This window comes from Azorhizophilus paspali (assembly GCF_043587585.2).
Lineage (GTDB): Bacteria > Pseudomonadota > Gammaproteobacteria > Pseudomonadales > Pseudomonadaceae > Azotobacter > Azotobacter paspali.
In genome coordinates this window covers 4,205,964-4,227,540 of the sequence record NZ_CP171449.1, presented here as the reverse complement: position 1 = coordinate 4,227,540, position 21,577 = coordinate 4,205,964, and the positions used below count along the sequence as shown (strand labels likewise).

Annotated in this window: 22 protein-coding genes and 4 pseudogenes; 19 read left to right on the top strand and 7 right to left on the bottom strand. The window is 61.8% G+C overall.

Features of this window, described 5'->3' with window-relative positions:
* The first annotated feature begins 188 nt into the window (after positions 1-188).
* The 8 genes from ACGI6K_RS20580 (at position 189) to ACGI6K_RS20545 (ending at position 5,569) form a co-directional block, all read left to right on the top strand.
* Positions 189-1,379, top strand: coding sequence for a DesA family fatty acid desaturase (locus ACGI6K_RS20580; protein ID WP_376943422.1), 1,191 nt, complete (start codon positions 189-191; stop codon positions 1,377-1,379).
* A gap of 79 nt (positions 1,380-1,458) precedes the next feature.
* Positions 1,459-1,650 (top strand): hypothetical protein, encoded by a 192-nt coding sequence (locus ACGI6K_RS20575; protein WP_376943410.1) that lies wholly within the window; start codon positions 1,459-1,461, stop codon positions 1,648-1,650.
* Between the two features lie 224 nt (positions 1,651-1,874).
* Entirely contained in the window at positions 1,875-2,429 is a 555-nt protein-coding gene (locus ACGI6K_RS20570; RefSeq protein WP_435576101.1) for an OprD family outer membrane porin, read from the top strand.
* A 44-nt stretch (positions 2,430-2,473) separates the two neighbouring features.
* Positions 2,474-3,100, top strand: coding sequence for an IS607 family transposase (locus ACGI6K_RS20565; protein WP_377968863.1), 627 nt, complete (start codon positions 2,474-2,476; stop codon positions 3,098-3,100).
* On the top strand, positions 3,097-4,308 hold the full coding sequence (locus ACGI6K_RS20560; protein WP_394543093.1) for an RNA-guided endonuclease InsQ/TnpB family protein: 1,212 nt from the start codon (positions 3,097-3,099) through the stop codon (positions 4,306-4,308). The genes ACGI6K_RS20565 and ACGI6K_RS20560 overlap by 4 nt, the downstream gene beginning before the upstream one ends.
* Positions 4,305-4,925 (top strand): OprD family outer membrane porin, encoded by a 621-nt coding sequence (locus tag ACGI6K_RS20555; RefSeq protein ID WP_377969304.1) that lies wholly within the window; start codon positions 4,305-4,307, stop codon positions 4,923-4,925. The genes ACGI6K_RS20560 and ACGI6K_RS20555 overlap by 4 nt, the downstream gene beginning before the upstream one ends.
* Complete coding sequence (locus ACGI6K_RS20550) at positions 4,870-5,082, top strand: OprD family outer membrane porin (RefSeq protein WP_376942896.1); 213 nt, start codon at positions 4,870-4,872, stop codon at positions 5,080-5,082. Before ACGI6K_RS20555 ends, ACGI6K_RS20550 begins: the two co-directional genes overlap by 56 nt.
* 163 nt (positions 5,083-5,245) lie before the next feature.
* Positions 5,246-5,569 (top strand): ArsR/SmtB family transcription factor, encoded by a 324-nt coding sequence (locus tag ACGI6K_RS20545; RefSeq protein ID WP_376942898.1) that lies wholly within the window; start codon positions 5,246-5,248, stop codon positions 5,567-5,569.
* A 10-nt stretch (positions 5,570-5,579) separates the two neighbouring features.
* Here the strand turns inward: ACGI6K_RS20545 and aguA are convergent, their stop codons facing one another.
* The 3 genes from aguA to ACGI6K_RS20530 form a co-directional block, all read right to left on the bottom strand.
* On the bottom strand, positions 5,580-6,686 hold the full coding sequence (gene aguA / locus ACGI6K_RS20540) for an agmatine deiminase (RefSeq protein ID WP_376942912.1): 1,107 nt from the start codon (positions 6,684-6,686) through the stop codon (positions 5,580-5,582).
* Between the two features lie 15 nt (positions 6,687-6,701).
* Entirely contained in the window at positions 6,702-7,580 is an 879-nt protein-coding gene (aguB, locus tag ACGI6K_RS20535) for an N-carbamoylputrescine amidase (RefSeq protein WP_376942900.1), read from the bottom strand.
* Positions 7,581-7,741: 161 nt separating this feature from the next.
* Positions 7,742-9,118 carry a glutamine synthetase family protein gene (locus ACGI6K_RS20530; RefSeq protein ID WP_376942902.1) on the bottom strand — a complete coding sequence of 459 codons (1,377 nt, stop codon included), beginning with the start codon at positions 9,116-9,118 and terminating at the stop codon, positions 7,742-7,744.
* A 275-nt stretch (positions 9,119-9,393) separates the two neighbouring features.
* Here ACGI6K_RS20530 and ACGI6K_RS20525 point away from each other — a divergent pair, with 275 nt between their 5' ends.
* The 5 genes and pseudogenes from ACGI6K_RS20525 to ACGI6K_RS20505 all read left to right on the top strand — a co-directional run.
* The gene (locus ACGI6K_RS20525) at positions 9,394-10,146 is read left to right on the top strand and encodes a gamma-glutamyl-gamma-aminobutyrate hydrolase family protein (RefSeq protein WP_376942904.1); all 753 of its coding nucleotides are present in this window, start codon (positions 9,394-9,396) and stop codon (positions 10,144-10,146) included.
* A gap of 29 nt (positions 10,147-10,175) precedes the next feature.
* Positions 10,176-11,537, top strand: coding sequence for a glutamine synthetase family protein (locus tag ACGI6K_RS20520; RefSeq protein ID WP_376942906.1), 1,362 nt, complete (start codon positions 10,176-10,178; stop codon positions 11,535-11,537).
* 67 nt (positions 11,538-11,604) lie between these two features.
* Positions 11,605-12,978: an aspartate aminotransferase family protein gene (locus tag ACGI6K_RS20515; RefSeq protein WP_376942908.1), complete on the top strand. Its 1,374-nt coding sequence runs from the start codon at positions 11,605-11,607 to the stop codon at positions 12,976-12,978.
* Positions 12,979-12,984: 6 nt separating this feature from the next.
* Positions 12,985-13,455: an RNA-guided endonuclease InsQ/TnpB family protein gene (locus ACGI6K_RS20510; protein WP_394543089.1), complete on the top strand. Its 471-nt coding sequence runs from the start codon at positions 12,985-12,987 to the stop codon at positions 13,453-13,455.
* A gap of 6 nt (positions 13,456-13,461) precedes the next feature.
* Positions 13,462-13,711 (top strand): annotated as a pseudogene (locus tag ACGI6K_RS20505) (helix-turn-helix domain-containing protein); the annotation flags it as partial.
* Positions 13,712-14,039: 328 nt separating this feature from the next.
* Here the strand turns inward: ACGI6K_RS20505 and ACGI6K_RS20500 are convergent.
* Both ACGI6K_RS20500 and ACGI6K_RS20495 read right to left on the bottom strand, forming a co-directional pair.
* Positions 14,040-14,347: pseudogene (locus ACGI6K_RS20500) on the bottom strand (tyrosine-type recombinase/integrase); the annotation flags it as partial.
* 358 nt (positions 14,348-14,705) lie between these two features.
* Positions 14,706-14,978: a hypothetical protein gene (locus ACGI6K_RS20495; RefSeq protein WP_376948242.1), complete on the bottom strand. Its 273-nt coding sequence runs from the start codon at positions 14,976-14,978 to the stop codon at positions 14,706-14,708.
* A 130-nt stretch (positions 14,979-15,108) separates the two neighbouring features.
* On the opposite strand from ACGI6K_RS20495, the gene ACGI6K_RS20490 reads away from it, so the two are divergent.
* From ACGI6K_RS20490 to ACGI6K_RS20475, 4 genes and pseudogenes are all read left to right on the top strand, one after another.
* Complete coding sequence (locus ACGI6K_RS20490; RefSeq protein WP_376948243.1) at positions 15,109-15,471, top strand: hypothetical protein; 363 nt, start codon at positions 15,109-15,111, stop codon at positions 15,469-15,471.
* On the top strand, positions 15,458-16,159 hold the full coding sequence (locus ACGI6K_RS20485) for a DNA methyltransferase (RefSeq protein WP_376948244.1): 702 nt from the start codon (positions 15,458-15,460) through the stop codon (positions 16,157-16,159). Before ACGI6K_RS20490 ends, ACGI6K_RS20485 begins: the two co-directional genes overlap by 14 nt.
* A gap of 115 nt (positions 16,160-16,274) precedes the next feature.
* Entirely contained in the window at positions 16,275-16,997 is a 723-nt protein-coding gene (locus ACGI6K_RS20480; protein WP_376948245.1) for a methyltransferase domain-containing protein, read from the top strand.
* A gap of 458 nt (positions 16,998-17,455) precedes the next feature.
* Positions 17,456-17,926: pseudogene (locus ACGI6K_RS20475) on the top strand (IS5 family transposase); the annotation flags it as partial.
* Between the two features lie 70 nt (positions 17,927-17,996).
* Here the strand turns inward: ACGI6K_RS20475 and ACGI6K_RS20470 are convergent.
* Together ACGI6K_RS20470 and ACGI6K_RS20465 are read right to left on the bottom strand one after the other, a co-directional pair.
* A pseudogene (locus tag ACGI6K_RS20470) lies at positions 17,997-18,638 on the bottom strand (IS5 family transposase); the annotation flags it as partial.
* The gene (locus tag ACGI6K_RS20465; RefSeq protein WP_377968859.1) at positions 18,638-18,811 is read right to left on the bottom strand and encodes a hypothetical protein; all 174 of its coding nucleotides are present in this window, start codon (positions 18,809-18,811) and stop codon (positions 18,638-18,640) included. The pseudogene ACGI6K_RS20470 and the gene ACGI6K_RS20465, both read right to left, overlap by 1 nt.
* Before the next feature lie 202 nt (positions 18,812-19,013).
* Here ACGI6K_RS20465 and ACGI6K_RS20460 point away from each other — a divergent pair, with 202 nt between their 5' ends.
* Together ACGI6K_RS20460 and ACGI6K_RS20455 are read left to right on the top strand one after the other, a co-directional pair.
* Positions 19,014-20,171 (top strand): polyamine ABC transporter substrate-binding protein, encoded by a 1,158-nt coding sequence (locus ACGI6K_RS20460; protein WP_376944764.1) that lies wholly within the window; start codon positions 19,014-19,016, stop codon positions 20,169-20,171.
* 221 nt (positions 20,172-20,392) lie between these two features.
* Complete coding sequence (locus tag ACGI6K_RS20455) at positions 20,393-21,544, top strand: ABC transporter ATP-binding protein (protein WP_394543084.1); 1,152 nt, start codon at positions 20,393-20,395, stop codon at positions 21,542-21,544.
* The last annotated feature ends 33 nt before the right edge of the window (positions 21,545-21,577 follow it).

The following is a 21,577-nucleotide window of genomic DNA, read 5'->3' as shown; positions in this document are numbered from 1 at the left end:
AGCGTTTTCCACCTTGTCGGTCGGATTTGGTGACAGGACGTCGGGAGAGGGCTTTTCATCGGCAGGGGGCCGCTCCATGGCTGCCGGGCAGGGCGGAAACGTCGCCTGTCCGGAGAGGCGTCGGTTTCCGGCCGGATGCGCTCGAATGAAGTCCCATGCCGCTGTTCAACTTCCGAGGCACACAACGCATGTGGTACGACGGTTTTCTCGATCCGACGCCCTGGCAGCTCATCGTGGTGACCTTGCTGCTCACGCACTTGACCGTGGTCAGCGTCACCGTGTACTTGCACCGTTATTCGGCGCATCGCGCGCTAAAGCTGCATCCGGCCGTGAAGCACGCCTTCCGCTTCTGGCTGTGGCTGACCACCGGCATGAACACCCGCGAGTGGACCGCCGTCCACCGCAAGCACCACGCCCGCTGCGAGACGCCGGAGGATCCGCACAGCCCCCGTTACAAGGGACTGGCGAACGTCCTGTGGCGGGGCGCCGAACTGTACAAGGAGGAAGCGGGCAATGCCGAGACGCTGCGTATCTACGGCAAGAATTGTCCGGACGACTGGATCGAGCGGCATGTCTATTCGCGCTTCCCCAACGGCGGCGCGATGCTCATGCTGCTGATCGACCTGGCGTTGTTCGGCGCGTTCGGCCTGAGCGTCTGGGCCGTGCAGATGCTGTGGATTCCGTTCTGGGCCGCCGGCGTGGTCAACGGCCTCGGCCATGCCGTGGGCTATCGCAATTTCGAATGCCGCGACGCCGCCACCAATCTGGTGCCCTGGGGCATTCTGATCGGCGGCGAGGAGCTGCACAACAACCACCATACCTATCCCGGTTCGGCCAAGTTGTCGGTGCGTCCCTGGGAGTTCGACATGGGCTGGGCTTGGATTCGCCTGCTGGTCTTGCTGGGGCTCGCCGAGGTCAAGCGCACCGTGCCGGTCGCCCACCGGGTGGCGGACAAGCGTCATCTGGACATGGACACCGCCAGGGCTATTCTCAACAACCGCTTCCAGATCATGGCGCACTACCGTAGCCGGGTAATCGCCCCGCAGGTGCGCATGGAGGCGGCCCGGGCCGAGGCCTCGGTGCGTCACCTGTTCCACCGGGCCAAGGGCCTGCTGGCGCGCGAGACCAGCCTGCTCGAGGCGCGCCAGCAGGCGCGCATCCAGTCGCTCCTCGAACAGAGCCAGACGCTCCGGGTGGTCTACGAACGACGCCTGGCGCTGCAGCAGGTCTGGACCCGGACCAGCGCCAACGGCCATGAGATGCTCGCCGCGATCCGCGCCTGGGTGCACGAGGCGGAGGCCAGCGGCATCCAGTCCCTGCACGAGTTCGCCGAACACCTGAAGACCTACTCGCTGCGTCCTGCCCCGACCCTCGCTTGAGCTTGAGGCAGCGCGGCGAACTTTGCCGGCCGCCGTCGATCCGGTGGCTTGCGCCCGTCGGAGCGATGGCTGGTTCAGCTTGAGGGACTACGCCCAGTCGCATGGCTGCGAGATTCTGGTGCTCGACCAGGAGCGCCTGTCGCCCGAGCAGGAGATGGTGCAAGACCTCATGACCATCACGCACGGTTGCTCCGCTCGACTGCATGGACTGAGGAACTACCGCAAGCAGCTCGATGAGGCGCTGAAGGCGGCGCAGCCGCCATGCACCTGACCCACCAGATCGCCCTGTGCCCGACGGCCGAGCAGGTGGACTACTACGGGACTACAACGCCGCGTGCAACCTGAAACGGCTGGCAACCGAAACTGCCCCAGCCGTGGCGAGTCCGGCCGGCAACGGCGGCGCTGCGGCGGGGATGGTCCCCGCCGTAGCCGGGAAAGTGACGCCTGTCAGAGACGGATGCGGTCGACAAGACGCGCCGGGGCAGGAAGAAAGGCGTGAACATCTTTGTTCATCTTTTTGATAGCAGAAATAATAAGATGACGAAAGTCACCCTGGCGCTGGCTGTGGCGGCCGGTATTGTGGGCTTGTCGGCGACTCAGCAGGCTGCTGGCGAGCTCTTCAAAGACAGCAAGGCCAGTCTAGAACTGCGCAACTTCTACATGAACAAGGATTTCCGCGACGAGGTCAGCAGCGGCCAACCAGCAATCCAAGCAGGACGAATAGGCGCAGGGATTCATCCTGAAGTACGAGTCCGGTTACACCGAAGGGCCGGTCGGTTTCGGTCTCGACATGCTCGGCCTGTTGGGGGGAAGCTAGATTCGGGGCCGGGCGAGGCGGGAACCGGTTTGCTGCCGGGCGGCTACAACAACCGTGCGCCGGACGACTACAGCGAACTGGGCGTGACCAGCAAGGTCTGCTTCTCCAAAACCGAAATCAAGGTCGGCACCCTGCTGCCGAAGAACCCGGTACTGCTCTACAACGATACCCGCCTGCTGCCGCAAACCTTCCAGGGCGGCAACCTGCAGATCAAGGAAATCGAGGGGCTTTAACAATTTGATTTAAAAACCATCATAGCTGTGCAATACTACCCAATATGGGTAGATTGGTGAGCATTGGTGAAGCCGCCAAGGCGCTGGGCGTGTCGATCACGACGCTGCGCCGCTGGGAGGCATCGGGCAAACTGGTTGCCGAGCACACGGCAGGCGGCCATCGCCGCTACGACCTCGCCAAACTGAAGCCTGAGCTGTTCCGTTCGGAGGCCGAGGCCTGCCGCAGGACGGTGGCCTACGCTCGCGTTTCCAGCCACGACCAGAAGGACGACCTGGAGCGCCAGAAGCAGGTGCTGGAGCTGTACTGCGCCCGCCAGGGCTGGACGTTCGAGGTGATCGCCGACCTGGGCTGCGGCATGAACTACCAGAAGAAAGGGCTCAAGCGCCTGCTGGAATCCATCATCGAGGGGCAGGTCGGGCGGCTGGTCATCACCCACAAAGACCGGCTGCTGCGCTTCGGTGCGGAGCTGGTGTTCGCCATCTGCGAAGCGAAGAGCGTCGAGGTGGTCATCCTGAACCAGGGTGAAGACACTACCTTCGAGGAGGATCTGGCCAAGGATGTGCTGGAGATCATCACCGTGTTCAGCGCCCGGCTGTACGGCTCCCGTAGCCGGAAGAACCAAAAGCTGCTCGACGGCGTGAAAAAGGCTGTGGAGGACTCGCAGTCGTGATCCTCGCCCACAAGATCGCACTCGCCCCCAACAACGCACAGGCGACCTACTTCGCCCGTGCCGCGGGCGTGGCGCGGTTTGCCTACAACTGGGCGCTGGCCGAGTGGGGCCGGCAGTACGAGGCACACAAGGCCGACCCGGCGCAACCCAGGCCGTCGCAGGCTGCTCTGCGCCGGCAGCTCAACGCCATCAAGCGCGAGCAGTTCCCTTGGATGATCGAGGTCACCAAGAACGCCGCGCAGATGGCCATCATCCAGCTCGGGGATGCGTTCAAGAACTTCTTCGCCGGCCGGGCCAGGTACCCGAGGTTGCGCCGCAAGGGCGTGCATGACCGCTTCACCCTGACCAACGATCAGTTCGCCCTCGACGGCTGCCGCATCCGCATCCCCCATCTCGGCTGGGTGCGGATGCGGGAGGCGTTGCGCTTCTCCGGCAAGATCCTCTCGGCCACGATTTCCCGCGTGGCCGACCGCTGGTTCGCCAGCATCAGCGTGGATACCCAGGACCTGACCCACTTGCCCAAAGCCGAAAACCAAGGCGCGGTTGGTGTGGATCTGGGGGTGTCCGCCCTGGCCACGCTCTCGACGGGCGAGGTGATCACCGGGCCGAAGGCGCATGCCGCCCTGCTCAAGCGCCTGCGCCGGCTGTCGCGCAGCCTGAGCCGCAAGCAGAAAGGCTCGGCCAACAGCAAGAAGGCCCGCGCCCGACTGGCAAGGCTGCACGCTCGGATCGCCAACATCCGCCAGGATGCTTTGCACCAGCTTACCACGGGCCTGACCCGCCGCTTCCCGGTGATCGGGATCGAGGACTTGAACGTGGCCGGGATGATGAAGAACCGCCGTCTGGCACGCTCCATCGCGGACAGGGGGTTCTTCGAGTTCCGCCGCCAGCTCGACTACAAGAGCGAGATGCGCGGCGGCGAGGTGGTGGTGGCGGATCGCTGGTTCGCCAGCAGCAAGACCTGCTCGTGCTGCTGGCATGTGCGGGAGAGCCTGCCGTTGGCGGTGCGTACCTGGACGTGCCCAGACTGCCAGGCCCGGCACGACCGGGACGGCAACGCGGCAATCAATTTGAAGCATTACGCCGTGAGTTCCACGGTGTCGGCCTGTGGAGGGGAAGGCGCTGGCCCTGGCGGCAACGCCAGGGTGAAACCGGCCCCGTCGAAGCAGGAAGTTAGCAAAAAGCTACCTATGGGGAGCTTTGGATAGGTCTAACAGAACGGCTGACCCTGAACTTCGGCTATCTGGACGAGGTCAACTACCGGAACTCCACCAATAACGAAGAAATGAGCCTGGTCAACGCCAACCGGCGCAACATCACCATCAAGCCGGGCGCCAAGAACGAGGCGAACTTCTTCATGTATGGCGGCGCCACCTACCAGGTGACCAAGGCGCTGACCGCCACCTACTACTATGGCGAACCGGACGACCTGTACAAGCAGCACGCAGTCAACCTGGTACATGTGCTGCCGCTCGGCAAGAGCTCGCTGAAGACCGATCTGTGCTATGCGCGCTCCACGGACGACGGCGAGGCCCATGTCGACAACCACGCCTTCGGCCTGTTGACCACCTATGCCATGGGGGCGCACAAGTTCGGCCTGGGTCTGCAGAAAATGCAGGGCGACACCGGCTTCGCGCAGATCAACGGTACCGACCCCTTCCTGGTCAACTACATCCAGGTCAACGATTTCGGCAACGCCGACGAGCGCTCCTGGCAACTGCGCTACGACTACGATTTCGCGGCGCTCGGCATCCCGGTGCCTGACCTTCATGACCCGCCACGTGTCCGGCGACCACGTCGACCGCAGTCCGGGGTCCGATGGTAAGAAATGGGAACGCGGCACGGACATCGCCTATGTGTTCCAGAGCAATATGTTGAAGAACCTGAGTCTTAAGTGGCGTAACGCTACCATGCGCAGCAGCTTCGCCCGCGACGTCGACGAGAACCGCCTGATTGTCAACTACACCCTGCCGCTGCTGTAATTTTGGGGCGCTCATGCTGCCGCCTCCTGGCGCTCCCACCCGTCGGGGTGGGGTGGCCCGAAGCCATCTCTCCTGCGTTGCGCTCGTCTTCCCGCGCCGTCAGGCGTTGAAAAAGCCGTTGTCTCTAAATAGCTTATGCCCAGCGCAATCGAGCTTCTTGCCCATGACCGAAACCACGTCCGCCATCGACATCCAGCGCCTACGCGAATCCGCCGGCCAGGCCGAGCAACTGCTCAAGGTGCTGGCCAACCCCGATCGCCTCATGTTGCTCTGCCAACTGTCCCATGGCGAACGCAATGTCGGTGAGCTGGAGGTCCTGCTGGGCATCCGCCAGCCGACCCTGTCCCAGCAACTGGGCGTGCTGCGCCGCGAAGGGCTGGTGGCGACCCGTCGCGACGGCAAGCAGATCCACTACCGGATCAGCAGCCCGCAAGCCCTGGCGGTGATCGAAACGCTCTACCAACTGTTTTGCGCCAACGGATGCTGAGCGGGACCGTTCAGCGTCGCCGTGCGGCCGGCTGCTGCTGGGTGATGCAGTGGATGTTGCCACCGCCGAGGAGAATCTCGCGGCCGGGCAGCATCAACACTTCGCGCCCAGGGAACGACTGCCGGAGAAGAGCCTCGGCCTCGGCGTCGCGTGGATCGTCGAAGGCCGGCGCGACGATGCCGCCGTTGACGATCAGGAAATTCACGTAGGAAGCGGCCAGGCGGATCGACGGATCGCGCGGCTGGCTGCCGGCTACCGGATCGACGCCGGCGCATTCCTCCGTGCTGGCATGCAGCGGACCGGGGATCGGCATCCGCTGCACGCGCAGGAGCCGGCCGCGGGCGTCGCGAACCCGTTCGAGCACCTCCAGCGCCGCCCGGCAACGCGGGTAGTTGGGGTCCTGCGGGTCGTCGGTCCAGGCCAGCAGCACCTCGCCGGGACGCACGAAGCAGCAGAAGTTGTCGACATGGCCGTCGGTTTCGTCGTTGTACAACCCCTGCGGCAGCCAGATCACCCGTTCGACGGCCAGGTGTCCGGCGAGCACGGCCTCGATCTCTTCGCGAGAAAGATGCGGGTTGCGGTTCGGGTTGAGCAGGCATTCCTCGGTGGTGAGCAGGGTGCCCTCGCCGTCGACGTGGATGGCGCCGCCTTCCAGCACGAAGCCCTCGGTGCGGTAGCGGGCACAGCGCTCGATACCGAGGATCTTGCGCGCCACCTGGTCGTCGCGGTTCCAGGGCGCGTACAGGCCGCCGGCGAGGCCGCCCCAGGCGTTGAAGGTCCAGTCCACGCCACGCACCTCACCAGCGTCGTTGACCACGAAGGTCGGTCCGCTGTCACGTACCCATGCGTCGTCGCTGCTCAGTTCGATCACCCGAATGTCGGTGCCGGCGAGGCGGACGCAGGCGTTCTCGTACTGCGCCGCCGAGACGCCGACGCTCACCGGCTCGAAGCGGGCGATGGCGCGGGCCACCGCGGCGAAGGCGGCCTGTGCCGGCTTGCCGCCGAGCCGCCAGTTGTCCGGGCGTTCTGGCCAGAGCATCCAGGTCTGGGCGTGCGGCTCCCACTCGGCGGGCATGCGGAAGCCGTCGGCGCGCGGCGTGCCGCTCAGGGTTCGCATCGGTTCGGACATGCCTCAGGACTCCAGGCTGCCGTCGAGGGTCTTGAGCGCGCCGTACAGGTTGGGCCGGCGGTCGCGGAACACCCCCCAAGCGCTGCGCACGTGCTCAAGGCGGTCGAGATCGAAGCCGTGCACCAGCACGCCTTCCTCCGTCTCGTTCAGTTCCTCGACCTTGGCGCCGGACTGGTCGGCGATGAACGACGAGCCGTAGAAGTCGATGTGGTAGTCCTCCTGCACCTCGCGGCCGATGCGGTTACTGGCAATCAACGGGGTCAGGTTGGCGCCGGCGTGGCCCTGCTGCACGCGCTGCCAGTGGTCGCGGGAGAGGATGCTCGGGTCGTGGGGCTCGCTGCCGATGGCGGTGGGGTAGAGCAGCAGCTCGGCGCCCTGCAGCGCCATGCTGCGCGCGCTTTCCGGGAACCACTGGTCCCAGCAGATGGCCACGCCGATCCGCCCGTAGCGGGTCTGCCAGACCTTGAAGCCGGTGTCGCCGGGATTGAAGTAGTACTTCTCGTGGTAGCCGGGACCGTCCGGGATATGGCTCTTGCGGTAGAGGCCGAGCATCTGCCCGTTTGCATCGAGGATGGCGATGCTGTTGAAGCGCGCCCGCCCGGCCCGCTCGTAGAAGCTGATTGGCAGCACCACCTGCAGTTCGGCGGCGATCTTCCGGAAATGGCGGATGGCCGGGTTTTCCTCGACCGTGGTGGCCAGTTGCAGGTAGTCCGGGTTCGGCTTCTGGCAGAAGTAGGGGGTCTCGAACAGTTCCTGGAGCAGGATGACCTGCGCGCCCCTGGCCGCGGCCTCGCGCACCAGCCGTTCGGCGTTGGCGATGTTGGCGGCGCGATCCCAGGAACAGGCCATCTGGGTGGCGGCGACGGTGACGATGCGGGACATGGCGACCTCGTGGCGGGATGCGGAAAGCTTCAAGCTGGCAGAGGATGATGCCGGGGTCAAATGACGTTGCGAAGTCGCTGCCAGCGGCTGAAAGGTGGCGCGCGAAACCTGGGCGAAGCGCCGGGGGCGCGTTGCGACGCGGTCGTTTTCCGGCCGGCCGGTCAGACCGTGTGCAGATACCAGTTGTATTCCAGGTCCGAGATCGAGTATTCGAATTGCTCCAGCTCGCTCTCCTTGCAGGCGACGAATACGTCGATGTAGTCCGGACTGATATAGCGGGAGAGGATCTCGTCCTCGTCCAGCCGGCGCAGCGCGTCGCGCAGGTTGTTGGGCAGGCCGGGCTCGACCTGCTCGTAGGAGTTGCCCTCGATCGGCTCGCCCGGCTCGATCCGCCCGACCAGTCCGTGGTGCGCGCCGGCGAGCAGCGCGGCCATCGCCAGGTAGGGATTGGCATCGGCGCCGGCGACGCGGTGCTCGATGCGCACCGCATCCGCGCTGCCGGTCGGCACACGCAGGGCCACGGTACGGTTGTCCAGGCCCCAGCAAGGCGCGTTGGGTACGTAGAACTGGGCGCCGAAGCGGCGATAGGAATTGACGTTGGGACAGAGGAAGGCCATCGAGGCCGACATGGTTTCCAGCACGCCGCCGATCGTGTGGCGCAGGGTGGCGTTCTGCCGGGGATCGTCACCGGCGAAGATGTTTCTGCCGTCCTTGTCGAGGATCGAGATGTGCATGTGCAACCCGTTGCCGGCCTGGCCTGGGTAGGGCTTGGCCATGAAGGTGGAGTCCATCTCGTGGTCGTAGGCGATGTTCTTGATCAGCCGCTTGAGCAGCACGGCGTGGTCGCAGGCCTTGATCGGGTCGGCGACGTGGTGGAGGTTGACCTCGAACTGCGCCGGGGCGCTTTCTTTGACGATGGCGTCGGCCGGGATGCCCTGTTCCTTGGCGCCTTCGAGGATGTCCTGCAGGCAGTCGACGTATTCGTCGAGATCGTCGATCAGGTAGACCTGGCTCGACTGCGGGCGCTTGCCGGAGATCGGCGAGCGCGGCGGCTGCGGTCGGCCGTTCACGTTTTCCTGGTCGATTAGGTAGAACTCCAGCTCGAAGGCGGCGCAGACGGTCAGCTCTAGCTCCTCGAAGCGGGCCACCACCTGGCGCAGCACTTCCCGCGGGTCGGCGAAGAAAGGCGTGCCGTCGCGCTCGTGCATAGTCATCAAAAGCTGCGCGGTGGGGCGTTTCTGCCAGGGCTCCTTGCTCAGGGTGCCGGGGATCGGGTAGCAGATGCGGTCGGCGTCGCCGATGTCCAGGCCCAGGCCGCTGCTCTCGACGGTGGTGCCGTTGATATCCAGGGCAAACAGCGAGGCGGGCAGGTTGATGCCCTGTTCGTATACCTTGTGCAGACTGGTTCGTTCGATGCGTTTGCCGCGCACCACGCCGTTCATGTCGGCGATAAGCAGGTCGACGAACAACACCTCGGGATGTTCCTTGAGGAACGCGTTCGCTTCGTTTAGCTGAACGGCACGCTCGGGTACCGACATGATGTAACACCTTGATTGTTTAAAATTTCAATCATTCATTGCATCAATGCTGAGTCAATCCCAAAGCCAAGTCGCTGTCAAGGCTGGCTGCCGTCGGTTCGGAATGGGGCTTGCATGTCGATTTTCCGGCCCTTCCGGGAGGCTCTTCGAAGCGGCGGCGAAGCTGTATAGGGCTGGGCCGGTGCAGGATATACCGTTTCGCCTCGCAGTCTGTTGTCTAAAAAAATGAACAAGACTAAGCTCGACTCCACTCTTCCGACAGTCAGGATGATGCCATGCCTTGCCTGCCTTTGATCGGCGTGACCGCTTGCACCCGGCAGATCGGTTCGCACCCCTTCCATATCGCCGGCGACAAGTACCTGCGAGCGGTGGCGGAGGGCGCCGGGGGCCTGCCGCTGATCGTTCCCGCGCTGGGCGAGCTGATCGACCGGGAGGCCCTGCTGGAGCGGCTCGACGGCCTGCTCTGCACCGGCTCGCCGTCGAACGTCGAACCCCATCATTATCGAGGGGCCGCCAGCGCGTCGGGTACCCCTCACGATCCGGCCCGCGACAGCACCACGCTGCCGCTGATCCGCGCCGCGGTTGCCGCCGGCGTGCCGTTGCTCGGCATCTGCCGGGGCTTCCAGGAAATGAACGTGGCCTTCGGCGGCAGCCTGCACCAGAAGGTCCACGAGGCTGGCCCCTACGCCGACCACCGGGAGGTGGAGGATGAGGCGTTGGAAATCCAGTACGGGCCGCGCCATGCGCTGCACGTGCAGCCCGGCGGGCTGCTCGACGGAATGGGCCTGCCCCGGCGGATCGAGGTCAACTCGCTGCATGGCCAGGGCATCGAGCGCCTGGCTCCCGGCTTGCGCACGGAAGGGCTGGCCCCGGACGGGCTGATCGAGGCGTTTTCCGTCGAGGGCGCGAAGACCTTCGCCCTCGGCGTGCAGTGGCATCCGGAGTGGCAGTTCCATACCAATCCCTGTTCCCAAGTCCTGTTCCAGGCTTTCGGCGACGCTTGCCGGCGTCGGGCGGAGCGTCGTTAGCGAGCGAATGCAAGGTAAGGAGTGTCATCATGAACGCCAGTGGCAAGCTGGAACGTCTCACCCTCTGGCTGAAAGAGCGCAAGATCACCGAGGTCGAGTGCCTGATCAGCGACATGACCGGTATCGCCCGCGGCAAGATCGCGCCGACCAGCAAGTTCATCGCCGAGCGGGGCATGCGCCTGCCCGAGAGCGTGCTGCTGCAGACCGTGACCGGTGACTATGTGAACGAGGACGTCTATTACCGGCTGCTCGATCCGGCCGAGATCGACATGTTCTGCCATCCCGACGAGAGCGCGGCATTCCTCGTGCCCTGGGCCGTCGAGCCGACCGCTATGGTGATCCACGACACCTGCGACAAGTGGGGCAACCCCATCGAGCTGTCGCCGCGCAATCTGCTCAAGAAGGTGCTGGCGATGTACGCCGAGCGCGGCTGGCAGCCGATCGTCGCGCCGGAGATGGAATTCTACCTGACCCAGCGCAGCGGCGACCCCGACTACCCGCTGCAGGCCCCGGTGGGCCGCTCCGGCCGTCAGGAGATCGGCCGCCAGTCGTTCTCCATCGACGCGGCCAACGAGTTCGACCCGCTGTTCGAGGATATGTACGACTGGTGCGAGGCTCAGGGCCTGGATCTGGACACCCTGATCCACGAGGAAGGCACCGCGCAGATGGAAATCAACTTCCGTCACGGCGAAGCGCTGCATCTGGCCGACCAGATCTTCGTGTTCAAGCGCACCCTGCGCGAGGCGGCGCTCAAGCACAACGTCACCGCCACCTTCATGGCCAAGCCGATGACCGGTGAGCCGGGCAGCGCCATGCACCTGCACCAGAGCGTGCTCGACCGCGACGGGCAGAACATCTTCTCCGCTCCAGACGGCTCCATGAGCGAGCTGTTCCTTAACCATATCGGCGGATTACAGAAATACATTCCCGAACTGCTGCCGTTGTTCGCGCCCAATGTCAACTCGTTTCGCCGCTTCCTGCCCGGCACCTCGGCGCCTGTCAACGTCGAGTGGGGCGAGGAAAACCGTACCGTCGGCCTGCGCGTGCCGGACTCCGCGCCGCACAACCGGCGGGTGGAGAACCGCCTGCCGGGCGCCGATGCCAACCCCTACCTAGCCATCGCCGCGAGCCTCCTGTGCGGCTACGTCGGCATGGTCGAGCAGTTGCAGCCGAGTGCCCCGGTGCAGGGGCGCGGCTACGAGCGGCGCAGCCTGCGACTGCCGCTGACCCTGGAGGCGGCGCTGGAGCGCATGGAGAACTGCCGCGCACTGGAGCGCTACCTGAACCCGCGCTTCATCACCGCCTACATCGCGGTGAAGCGCGCCGAGAACGAGAACTTCAAGCGGGTGATCAGTTCCTGGGAGCGGGCCTTCCTGCTGCTCTCGGTGTGATCCGCTAGGCTTTTCCCGGCCCGTCCGCCGCCCAGTGGGCCGTGCCCCGCGTAGAGGAGGGCTTTCCATGAAAGACGCCACCGGCAATCCGCAGACCCGGCACTGGCAGGCGCTCAGCCATGCCCACCACCTGCCGCCGTTCAGCGACTACAGGCAGCTCAAGGAGCATGGCCCGCGGATCATCACCCGCGCCTCCGGCGTCTACCTGTTGGATAGCGAAGACAACCGCATCCTCGACGGCATGGCCGGACTCTGGTGCGTCAACGTCGGCTATGGCCGCGAGGAACTGGTCGAGGCGGCCAGCCGACAGATGCGCGAGCTGCCCTACTACAACCTGTTCTTCCAGACCGTCCATCCGCCGGCCGTGGAATTGGCCCAGGCGATCGCCGAACTGGCGCCGCCGGGCATGCATCATGTGTTCTTCACCGGCTCCGGCTCGGAGGCCAACGATACCGTGCTGCGCCTGGTGCGGCATTACTGGGCGATCAAGGGGCAGCCACGGAAGAATGTCGTTATCGGCCGCTGGAACGGCTACCACGGCTCCACCGTCGCCGGCGCCAGCCTGGGCGGCATGAAGGCCATGCACGGCCAGGGCGACCTGCCGATCCCCGGCATCGAGCACATCGACCAGCCCTATTGGTTCGGCGAAGGCGGCGACCTCGATCCGGAGGCATTCGGCATCCGCGTCGCCGACCAGCTCGAACGCAAGATCCTCGAGATTGGCGAGGAACGGGTCGCCGCCTTCATCGCCGAACCGATCCAGGGCGCCGGCGGGGTGATCGTCCCGCCGGAGAGCTACTGGCCGCGCATCCGCGAGATTCTCCAGAAGTACGACATCCTGTTCGCCGCCGACGAGGTGATCTGCGGCTTCGGCCGCACCGGCGAGTGGTTCGGTAGCCAGTACTACGGGCTGGAACCGGACCTGATGGCGATCGCCAAGGGCCTGACTTCCGGCTACCTGCCAATGGGCGGAGTGGTGGTGCGCGACAGCATCGTCGAAGCGCTCGAAGAGGGCGGCGAGTTCTACCACGGCTTCACCTACTCCGGGCACCCGGTGGCGGCCGCGCTGGCCCTGGAGAACATCCGCCTGCTGCGCGAGGAGGGCATCGTCGAGCGGGTCCGCACCCATACCGGTCCCTACCTGCAACGGCGTTGGCGGGAGCTGGCCGAGCATCCGCTGGTCGGCGAAGTCCGCGGTCTCGGCATGCTCGCCGCGCTGGAGCTGGTCAAGGACAAAAAGACCCGCGAACGCTTCCCCGCCGACCAGGCCGCCGGCCTGCGCTGCCGCGAGCACTGCTTCGCCAACGGCCTGGTGATGCGCGCGGTCGGCGACACCATGATAATCGCGCCGCCGTTGGTGATTTCCAAGGCGGAGATCGACGAGTTGATTGCCAAAGCGCGGCATTGTCTGGATCTGACGGCGAGCGAAATGCCGGGCTGAGGGCGGGTGGAACCCGCCGATTTCGGCGTATGTCTTCGCCATGTCCGGCGGGTTGCACCCTACCTGCTCAAGCAGCCCATCACTGCGGAGCTGAAAAGCAGGGTGCGCCGTCTGGCACGCTCCATCGCGGACAGGGGGTTCTTCGAGTTCCGCCGCCAGCTCGACTACAAGAGCGAGATGCGCGGCGGCGAGGTGGTGGTGGCGGATCGCTGGTTCGCCAGCAGCAAGACCTGCTCGTGCTGCTGGCATGTGCGGGAGAGCCTGCCGTTGGCGGTGCGTACCTGGACGTGCCCAGACTGCCAGGCCCGGCACGACCGGGACGGCAACGCGGCAATCAATTTGAAGCATTACGCCGTGAGTTCCACGGTGTCGGCCTGTGGAGGGGAAGGCGCTGGCCCTGGCGGCAACGCCAGGGTGAAACCGGCCCCGTCGAAGCAGGAAGTTAGCAAAAAGCTACCTATGGGGAGCTTTGGATAGGTCTAACAGAACGGTAAGATCACCCTGCGCCAATACGCGCTCGGGGAAAGGCCGGCACCGGAGGTGTCGGCGAGCGAGATCGTCGCCTTGCGCAAGAAAATGCACATGTCCCAGCAGGTGTTTGCTCACAGCTTCCGCATCAACACGGGCACCCTGCGCAAATGGGAGCAGGCCAAGCCGAATGCCCAGGCCGCCCGTTCTTATTAAGTTGGTCGAGCAGTATCTCGACATGGCCGAAAGAGTGGTTGCGATCTGATCCGTAGAGTACTCGTCAAGTGCAGGGCTTTTTATGGGCGTGCTGGCGATCGGCGAACGCACTTGCCGTGCCCGGTTCGCCGAACTGCACCGGGCCGACTGGAGAGGCGTCTGCAGGCGGCGGTCAAGTTGGTTGAGTGGGCAACTCGCGTAGTGATTGCCCGCCGTTTGTATTGGTAGACAAGGCGGAGTCGTTGTTTACCCAGCTTGCTGGACCTGACCGCGAGTGAAATGCCAGGTTGAATGGCAGGCATTCGAAGTAGGGATGAAACAAGCCGGGCGGTAGGCTGGATGGCGTTTGGCTTGTTCGTGGCGAAAGCGGGAATCCTTCAAGGGCGGTCCAATGGACTCAACACGCCCAGGCCGCCCCAGTTGAGCACATGGGGGTAGATCATGGTGGATTTGCATGGCCCAACAACTCCTGCACGGTACGGATGTCCTGCCCGTTCTCCTGCAGATGGGTGGCGAAACAGTAGCGTAAGGTATGGGGCGTGGCTAGTTTGACGATTCCGGCCTCCTGCACTGCGCGCTTGAATCCTTGCTGGATACGCTTCTCGTCCAGATGATGACGACGCACCGTTCCCGACCTGGGGTCTACCGATAGCCCGGCAGCGGGAAAGACGTACTGCCAACCCCAGCCCCGTATTTAACTGATTGGTATTCTCAATTGAGAGAATATTTCATCTACACCGCATCCAATTTCCTCCTCCTGTTTGTGGTGACTCACTTCATGTCACTGGCCGATACTGTCAAACTGAAATCAAACAGGGAGGTAGGTTATGACGGTACGACAACTTAGTGATCGCTGGTTGGCTGGTGTCCTTTCTTGCTTGGTTGCTGTGAGAGGTGTGGCACATCGTCATTTGAGTAGACGCAAATGAGAAAGCGATAGCCTGCCTGTCTTTCCTATCATTCACTGTGTTGCATATAGTGAAACGATATGCTTGAGGTATAACTTGCATGAGCGGGTGGGGTGCCACCCTGAAAAAGGGGGCTTATGGAATTCCATGATATTTTGCACGGTATAATCCGATTTTCGGATAAGAATATTGTTTCGCTGCTTGAAGAGCTGATTGATAGTCGAGAAATTCATAGGCTCCGTAATATGCGGCATATGAATTTTGATGTTCCATTAATACAAGAACTTGGTAGGTCGCGTCGGCTGCCTCATTTAATTGGTGTGGCCTATATAACTTTGAATTTGTGTCGTCGAGCATCACCTTGATGCGCATGCCACTAAAGTTATGATTGCAGCTGCGATGCTTCATGATGCGGCCATTCCGCCCTACGGACATTTAGTTGAGTCTGAGTTCAAGCGAAAGTCACCGGAGTTTAGCCATGAAGGTCGGTTGTCGGATCTGATTCTCGGGAGAGCGACATCTCGTACACGATATACAGGTGTGGTTCCTGGAAAGCCACTTCAAAGAGTATATGGCGAAGGCCGTTCCGATGTTTGGGGAAGATTACGGCTATTTCGTATGGAATGAAAAAGGACTGATAACTAGAAAAATTGTTGTGCCGGGAGACGGATGGACAGGTACTACAATTGGTGAGAATTCCACGAGTTGCATGGTGGCCCTTGTGAAAAAAACTCCAGGGAAACACAAGCTGAAGAAGGGCGAACACAGCGAATGGCGAGAAAATGTGATTGGCGAATTTCGAAATTTGTTCTGTGTCTCAGAGTTCCAATTCGACTTCCCTGAAAGTTATACAGAAGAGTTTTTGGTAGAAAATAGCGAGTTAGGCTTTGGGTATTATTGAAAGTTTAGGTCGGATTGACTGGTCATTCCCAACGCTGTCGAACTCCGGTATCGACTCGATCCATTGGTATCCTGCTACATATCTAGCAGCTATTCCAGGTACTTTGATAGCGTTTTTCACTGACACTGAGTCAGTTGTGATGGACCCCTTTTGCGGATCTGGCACAACTGGGGTAGAAGCTATCCGCTTAGGCTGGAAATTTATCGGAGTCGATAACAGCCCTGTCGCGCCTCTTATGGCTGACGCTAAGCTTTCTTATCCTGAGCCTAAATTGTTTGAAATCACGTTGGAGTCCGTCCTTCGTCGAGTAGGTAGTGGGGTATTAGGGAATGGACGTCGTGATGAGTATCCGAATAAGGAAGAGCCTTCAGCTTGGTATCATAGCGAGACTTTGCAGGTATTAAATCGGTTGCTCACCGAAATAATCACGATAGAAGACCGGTTGCTTCGCAGGTTTTTTCTTTCCGTTTTTTCAGGAGTGTTAAAGAATTGCTCGTCCCAAAGAAGGCATTGGGGCTGGGGCTGCGACAATATCAAACCCAAGCCAGAGGAGATTGTCTATAAAGACGAGCTAACTATTTTTGCGCAAGCAGCAGGTAGCCACTTGCACTCATCTGCAACTTCATTTGAAGCTGCGATTGTTCACGTGGCGAGCTACTTATTGAGTGTGCTTCGAGAAATGAAGTAAATTTGGTGTTTAGGGCGATAGACATATAAAAATAGTAGGCGTTGTTTGATAACTAAAGTAAATGGCGAAAATATATTGATCTTCGAAAATTTAAAGGGGGATTAAGATGGGTTGGATGCACGACGTAGAAGAGGTTTCGGAAGGTGTTTTTAAACTTCGTGATAAGAATGTTGGTCCTGATGTGATCGAATATGATGGTGGGCGGCTATATCGTTTTATGGATGGATTTTATGTCCGCAGAGAACATCTTGACGAAATGTCGCCTGCGGAGGTTAGCAGCCTATGTCGAGCCAGATTAGGAGTTCCGCAGTCGATTAACCCCGTAAATAAGGAAGTGAAAGAAAATTTCCGCTTGCTTACGAGGCGTCTTGGGGCGCGAAATATTCTAGAGATTGGCGCAGGCCGCCATCCGCTCTTTGAGTCGGCACCAACCGGTACCTTTTACGCACTCGCAGATGCAGATGAGGAGGTGAGAGGCGGGCTGACCGAGCCAAACGAGTTCAACGAGTTTTCAGAGTCGGCACCAGATCTCAAATATAGGGATGGCCAGTTTGATCTAATAGTTGCTGTGTTTGTATTTCAATTTCCTTTCTATCCAGCTCAAATTTCAGAGGTTGCCAGGTGTCTAGCTCAGGACGGTGTTCTAGTCGCGAACGTCTATCGCCGTCGAATCGAATCGAGGATAATTCTGAAAGAGCAGTTTCTCTCAAGCGGACTCAATGTTAAATCTATATCTGATCCCAAGAAATTATGCCGAGATCATGAGTATTGGGTGATCGGCAGAACACAAGAGAATATTGATGAATGCGTCAAGTTGCTTCTTGAACTGATTGGCTGATTAGGGAACCTCCGATCAAGTTAGCATTTGCCAAGCAGAGGCTAGCAATCACGAGCGTTACCCGTTCATGATGGGCATAATTCAGCCTGCTAATGTGTTCTGAGGCAGGCTTTTAAACCCACCTCGTTCATCCAAGGCGTAACTCACCCATCCCCATCAGCTTCTTGCGCACCATCAAAGCTATGGTCACGCTGGCCTGCATTGAAAAATGCTTACGTGCCGACTTTTCAGACAAACCCTAGAACCTGGGTTCTAGAGTCTTACATGTTAAATTTCCTCTGGCTCCGGTGAGGAAATACTACCTGTAGGATGTAAGCATATCGCTATTGATGTTGTAATCTTAGTTTGATACTTGAAAAACATCTTGTGCTCTGAAGAAAAAAGAACTATCCAGGCATCGCCAGAAGCAACATTGTAATGTGTTAGGGCCTGTTAACACTAACTGTTATAATTGGCGTATGGAACTGACCCCTGCCCAATTCCGCCGCATCGAAGATTATTGCCTGCCACGGCAACGCGCCCGTGTCTCGCTCGACAACCTGCAAGTGCTCAACGCCATACTGTACCTGGCTGAGAATGGCTGTAAATGGCGTGCATTGCCCGAACGTTTCGGCAATTGGCACACGATCTACACTCGCCTGAATCGTTAGGCCAAGGCCAGCGTGCTCGATCGCGTGTTCGTGCCGATGCAGACTGAGCAACTGGTTAGGATTCGCCTGGAGTCGGTCAGCCTGGACAGCACCGTCGTCAAGGTGCATCCCGATGGCACGGGCGCACCAAAAAAACGCTGCCCAATCATCGGGCGCTCCCGAGGGGGCTGGACCACCAACGTTCATTTGGCTGCCGCGGATGATCGCCGCGTTCTCGCCTTCTCCCTGACCCCTGGGCAAGCTGGGGATGGCCCTGCCAGCCTTGCCACCCATCTGGGCCAGGCTGGCAGACATGTTCGACCCGGGCTCGGGGACTGGCTATGCGTTTGTTTCGTGCCTTGTCCCGTCCACCGATCGGCTTGCCGGCCTGGCCTTTGCGCTGGATAGATGGCCGCCAGCCGATCAGGTGGAGCCAGCGCTCCCGGGGTCTGTCGTGATACCCACGATCCGCCCAGAAGTCCCGGCTGCTATTGCTTCGGTCGAGCACATCCACCCAATGCGGGGTATCGGCCTCGCTGGCATCGCTTACCTTCACGCAGCGAATCAACGTGTGCTGGCGATCCACGCTGACCGACAGCTTGTAGCCGAAGTACGACTTGCCGTGTTTCTTCGTCCCGCGCGCCTCGACATCCTTTTGCCGGCGCTTGGCGGGCGACCATTCGACCGGTAGGGCCTGCGCCTTCACCATGGCCTGCTCATCGGCGGTGTTGTGCTGGATCGGTGCCCGGATAATGCTGGCATCGATGATCTGCCCCTCGCGGGCCCGCAAGCGGTGCTCCTGCAACTGACGCTGCACCTCGGCAAAGATCCGATGCTCGACGTGGGCCTGTACCAGGCGCTCGCGAAAGACCCAGATCGTGTTGCGATCCGGCACTCGGCCGGCGTTTTTCAACCCGGCAAAACGCTGGAAACTCATGCGCTCGAGCAGTTGGAACTCCATCTGCTCGTCGGACAGGTTGAACAGTTGCTGGAGCACCAGCAGGCGCGTCATCAGCTCTGTTGGATAAGGTGGCCGACCGCCCTTGGCGCGGCTGGAGCGAGGCGCTCTGCGTCGATCTCGGCTGCCAGGGATGCAAAGTCCACATGCTTGTCCAGTAGAGCCAGTGGGTCGCCTAGGCTATCGAGTTTGGCTTCTCGCTCCTGGTCGGCAAACAGACTGAACATCGGCAGGCTCCGGGGGATCAACAAACCGTCGAGTTTACCCTCGGGACGCGAGGGTTTTTAGAGGTGCCCTCCTGGTGCTTGTAAACCAGCCCCGAGCCTTGCCAGACTGCGCGCCGTTGCACCACCCTGAGCCGTCCGGGCCGGGCGGCAGCGCGCAGGCGCCGCCCTCCCGCAGACCTCAACGACAAAAGGAGCGGTACGCATGAATCACTTTGGTAAGACCCTTCTCGCGCTCTCCCTAGGCATGCTCGCCGCATGCGACAAACCCGACGGAAACGCGGGCAAGCAGGCGGAGGCTACCGGCGCGGCAGCCCCCGCGGCCACGGCGCCGGCCGCGCCGGCTCTGCATGTCTACAACTGGTCGGACTATATCGGCGAGAACACCCTGGCGGACTTCACCACGGAAAGCGGCATCCGGGTGGTCTACGACGTGTTCGACAGCAACGAGGTGCTGGAGGCCAAGCTGCTCGCTGGCAGTTCCGGCTACGACGTGGTGGTGCCGTCCAACCCCTTCCTGGCCAAGCAGATCAAGGCCGGGGTGTTCCAGAAGCTGGACAGGAGCAAGCTGCCGAACTGGCAGAACCTCGACAAGGACCTGCTCAAGGCACTCGAGCCGAGTGATCCGGGCAACCAGTACGCGGTGCCCTACATGTGGGGCACCATCGGCATCGGCTACAACGTCGACAAGGTCAAGGCCGCTCTCGGCGACCAGGCGCCGGTGGATTCCTGGGACCTGGTGTTCAAGCCCGAGAACATCGAGAAGCTGAAGGCTTGCGGCGTGTCCTTCCTCGATTCGCCGACCGAGATGCTGCCGGCCGCCCTGCATTACCTGGGCTTCGCGTCCGATAGCGATAATCCCGAAGAACTGAAGAAGGCCGAGGAGCTGTTCCTGAAGATCCGCCCGAACGTGGCCTACTTCCATTCCTCCAAGTACATTTCCGACTTGGCCAACGGCGATACTTGCGTGGCCGTCGGTTATTCCGGCGACATCTACCAGTCCAAGGCGCGCGCCGAGGAAGTCGGCAACAACGTCAAGATCGGCTACAGCATTCCCAAGGAAGGCGCCGGCAGCTTCTTCGACGTACTGGCCATTCCGGCCGATGCGAAGAACGTCGATCAGGCCCATGCCTTCATCAATTACCTGATGAAGCCGCAGGTGATCGCCGGAATCACCAACGAGGTGCGTTTCCCCAACGGCAACGCCGCGGCCACGCCGCTGGTCGACGAGGCGATCCGCACCGATCCGGGCATCTATCCGAGCCGGGAGGTGCTGAAGAAGCTCTACACCTTCCCGGATCTGGCCGCCAACGTGCAGCGTGCCATGACCCGTAGCTGGACCCGGATCAAGTCGGGGTCCTGACGAGACCGGCGTTCACAAAAGGACGTGTCGCGCCGCTGGCCAGGCGCGTCTCTTGCTGCGGACCGCCGCGCCCGGCGGGAAGGCGCGGCCGGCCCAACCAAGGGAAGCGCTTCGCCGGCCGGCGGGCGCTTTGCAATCCGATATGCCGCCTCCCACGGGCTGGTCGGCCGAAGGCCGACGGGGCGACCGGAGGCCTCCTGTTCTTGAGTGGAGTTGAGATCATGGCGACTGTCGCCGGTGTTAACACGAATGCTCTCGCCGCCGATCAGCCGGCGAAGGAGGTGCTGGTCAGGATCGACCAGGTGACCAAGAAGTTCGACGCCATGGTGGCGGTGGACGGCATTTCCCTGTCCATTCACAAAGGCGAGATCTTCGCCTTGCTCGGCGGCTCCGGCTGCGGCAAGTCGACCCTGCTGCGCATGCTCGCCGGTTTCGAGCGGCCGACCGAGGGGCGCATCCATCTGGAAGGGCAGGACATCACCGAGCTGCCGCCCTACGAGCGGCCGATCAACATGATGTTCCAGTCCTACGCACTGTTCCCGCACATGAGCGTGGAGCAGAACATTGCCTTCGGTCTCAAGCAGGACCGCCTGCCCAGGGCCGAGATCGACGAGCGCGTGGCGGAAATGCTCAGGCTGGTGCAGATGACCCAGTACGCCCGGCGCAAGCCCCACCAGCTCTCCGGCGGCCAGCGCCAGCGCGTGGCACTGGCCCGTTCACTGGCGAAGCGGCCGAAGTTGCTGCTGCTCGACGAGCCGATGGGCGCGCTGGACAAGAAGCTGCGCTCGCAGATGCAACTGGAACTGGTGCAGATCATCGAGCGGGTCGGCGTGACCTGCGTGATGGTCACCCACGATCAGGAGGAGGCGATGACCATGGCCGCGCGCATCGCCATCATGAGCCAGGGGCGGATCGTCCAGGTCGGCAGCCCGATGGACATCTACGAGAGTCCGGCCAACCGGCTGGTCTGCGAGTTCATCGGCAACGTCAACCTGTTCGACGGCGAACTGGTGGACGACAGCTCCGACCACGCGGTCGTCGCCTCGCCGCAACTGGAGCGACCCATCTACATCGGCCACGGCATCTCTACCCGCGCCGAGGAAAAGCGCGTCACCTACGCTCTACGCCCGGAAAAGGTGCAGCTCGGCACGGACAAACCCGAGCTGCAGCATGAGGAGCACAACTGGTCGCAGGGGCGGGTAAAGGACATTGCCTACCTGGGCGGGCATTCCATGTACTACGTCGAGCTGCCCTCGGGGCAGGTGGTGCAGGTCTTCATGGCCAATGCCGAGCGCCACGGCCAGCGGCCGACCTGGGGCGACCAGGTATATGTCAGTTGGCTCGACGACAGCGGGGTGGTGCTGCACGCTTGACTTTTCCTCTCCCTGGAGAGAAAGGATTCCTGA

What these genes read in the sequence shown, in the direction of transcription:
- ACGI6K_RS20580 (WP_376943422.1), top strand. Translation starts at nt 189, where the DNA reads ATGTGGTACGACGGTTTTCTCGATCCGACGCCCTGGCAGCTCATCGTG.
- ACGI6K_RS20565 (WP_377968863.1), top strand. Translation starts at nt 2,474, where the DNA reads ATGGGTAGATTGGTGAGCATTGGTGAAGCCGCCAAGGCGCTGGGCGTG.
- ACGI6K_RS20550 (WP_376942896.1), top strand. Translation starts at nt 4,870, where the DNA reads ATGACCCGCCACGTGTCCGGCGACCACGTCGACCGCAGTCCGGGGTCC.
- ACGI6K_RS20545 (WP_376942898.1), top strand. Translation starts at nt 5,246, where the DNA reads ATGACCGAAACCACGTCCGCCATCGACATCCAGCGCCTACGCGAATCC.
- aguA (WP_376942912.1), bottom strand. Translation starts at nt 6,686, where the DNA reads ATGCGAACCCTGAGCGGCACGCCGCGCGCCGACGGCTTCCGCATGCCC.
- aguB (WP_376942900.1), bottom strand. Translation starts at nt 7,580, where the DNA reads ATGTCCCGCATCGTCACCGTCGCCGCCACCCAGATGGCCTGTTCCTGG.
- ACGI6K_RS20530 (WP_376942902.1), bottom strand. Translation starts at nt 9,118, where the DNA reads ATGTCGGTACCCGAGCGTGCCGTTCAGCTAAACGAAGCGAACGCGTTC.
- ACGI6K_RS20525 (WP_376942904.1), top strand. Translation starts at nt 9,394, where the DNA reads ATGCCTTGCCTGCCTTTGATCGGCGTGACCGCTTGCACCCGGCAGATC.
- ACGI6K_RS20520 (WP_376942906.1), top strand. Translation starts at nt 10,176, where the DNA reads ATGAACGCCAGTGGCAAGCTGGAACGTCTCACCCTCTGGCTGAAAGAG.
- ACGI6K_RS20515 (WP_376942908.1), top strand. Translation starts at nt 11,605, where the DNA reads ATGAAAGACGCCACCGGCAATCCGCAGACCCGGCACTGGCAGGCGCTC.
- ACGI6K_RS20495 (WP_376948242.1), bottom strand. Translation starts at nt 14,978, where the DNA reads ATGAAGCATCGCAGCTGCAATCATAACTTTAGTGGCATGCGCATCAAG.
- ACGI6K_RS20480 (WP_376948245.1), top strand. Translation starts at nt 16,275, where the DNA reads ATGCACGACGTAGAAGAGGTTTCGGAAGGTGTTTTTAAACTTCGTGAT.
- ACGI6K_RS20465 (WP_377968859.1), bottom strand. Translation starts at nt 18,811, where the DNA reads ATGTTCAGTCTGTTTGCCGACCAGGAGCGAGAAGCCAAACTCGATAGC.
- ACGI6K_RS20460 (WP_376944764.1), top strand. Translation starts at nt 19,014, where the DNA reads ATGAATCACTTTGGTAAGACCCTTCTCGCGCTCTCCCTAGGCATGCTC.
- ACGI6K_RS20455 (WP_394543084.1), top strand. Translation starts at nt 20,393, where the DNA reads ATGGCGACTGTCGCCGGTGTTAACACGAATGCTCTCGCCGCCGATCAG.